This window comes from Micromonospora sp. NPDC005171, assembly GCF_040608575.1.
In the GTDB taxonomy this organism is placed as follows: Bacteria; Actinomycetota; Actinomycetes; order Mycobacteriales; family Micromonosporaceae; genus Micromonospora.
Genome location: NZ_JBEXIM010000084.1, coordinates 1 through 1,463 on the forward strand (window position 1 = coordinate 1; position 1,463 = coordinate 1,463).

3 protein-coding genes are annotated in these 1,463 nt (G+C 67.1%); 2 read left to right on the plus strand and 1 reads right to left on the minus strand.

The window, feature by feature from the left end; all coding sequences use genetic code 11:
- Positions 1–285, plus strand: a 285-nt coding sequence (locus tag ABZU74_RS34000; RefSeq protein ID WP_355432878.1) for a hypothetical protein, incomplete at its 5' end; no start/stop codon positions are given.
- A gap of 90 nt (positions 286–375) precedes the next feature.
- Positions 376–948 (plus strand): YcxB family protein, encoded by a 573-nt coding sequence (locus ABZU74_RS34005; RefSeq protein ID WP_355432881.1) that lies wholly within the window; start codon positions 376–378, stop codon positions 946–948.
- Here the strand turns inward: ABZU74_RS34005 and ABZU74_RS34010 are convergent.
- The coding region (locus ABZU74_RS34010) for a hypothetical protein (RefSeq protein ID WP_355432883.1) at positions 898–1,463 on the minus strand (566 nt) is incomplete at its 5' end. The genes ABZU74_RS34005 and ABZU74_RS34010 overlap by 51 nt on opposite strands.

Consider the following 1,463-nt stretch of genomic DNA (forward strand, 5'->3'; position numbering starts at 1 on the left):
CTGCATGGGCGACCGAATTGCCGCGCGTATCGCGGCATAGCGGTTGCTCTACCTGAGATCTTCGATCGACGTGTGGGCCGCAGCTTCACGTTCGGCGCGTATCGCGTTGGCGGGGCCAGGTGCGTCAGTCGTTCGGGGCCGATGGTCAACACCTGCTCGATCAATCGATTGCTGTCGCAAATGACCGCTCATCGGCTGTTCGTGCGCCAGCGCGGGCACTTTCAGTCATGTCGACCTGCGCAGTTCTGGCTGCCGTGGCACTACGGGGTGGTGGACGGATGGTGATCAGCGCGGGATCATGCGTCCGGCCGATGGGGACCGCAGCGGTCGGGCGCGAGCCACGACGCGCGATCCGCCCCAGTAGGGTGTTGACCCATGTTGCCCGAGCCTGCCCCGACGGACCCGATTCGCCTGGACTACGCGCTGACACCCGATGATCTGCGCGACGGCGTCGCGGCCCAGCAACGCCGCGGGTGGGTTCGCTGGCTCGTTCCGATTCTGGCTGTTGCCGTGCTGGCCGCAGTCGTCGAAGGACTCGTCTCCGCCGAGGTGTGGGAATTCCCGACGGATGCTGCCGCGATCGTGGTGGGCCTGGGTCTGGTGCTGGCAGCGATCATCGGGGGGATCGCCGTCCTGTTGGCCCGGCTCGCCCTGGCAGCGACGTATCGCTGGCAGGCGCACCTGCTCGTGCGGGGAAACCCGTGGCTGTCCCAGCCGATCCAGGCCATGGTGACCGATACCGGAATCCACCTCCGGTCCGCGGCCGTGGATGCAACGATCGCCTGGTCCCACCATCCGTTCTACATCGAGACCGACCGGTCGTTCGTTCTGCTGGCGTCGAAGGGCCTCGCCGCAACGTCGGTGGTGCTGCCGAAACGTGGGCTGGTCGAGGCGGGCCTATCGCAACTGCGCGCGATGCTCGCCACCCACGTACGCGAACGCCCCTGAACTGCGCTGCGACACGGCATTCAGTCCAACACATTGTGCTGACTCATTCCGCTCGTCACAGGATCCCCAGGTCGAGGGCCGTTCGGTCTCGGGAAACCGTCTACCAGGCACCCGCTCCTGCCGATCGGGGAAATCCCGCGACGAAGAACGAATAGATCGGACGATCCAGCCGGAGAAGAGCAGCCACACGCTGCGATCGGCGTGCAGACTGTAATGCTCACCGCTACTGCGCCTGCCCGGCGGCCAAGGCACGCCGATGTGGATCGCGGTCACCAGCAGCGGACCGACGACCGCGGTGATGTTCCCACGACCGATGCTCGCGTCGCAGCGCGACGTGTCAGCCGCCCGGCCATCGGCACCAGCGCCACCACCGTGTCCCGCGGCGACCTGCTGGCCGTGGTACGCCGGCTGGTGCGCGACCCCCATGACGTGTGGCCAGACGCACTGTTTTCGGCTATGTCCGAGCGTCGACCGCGCCGGTTCACCGTAACGCTGGGTAGCGCGCGGATCGCGGC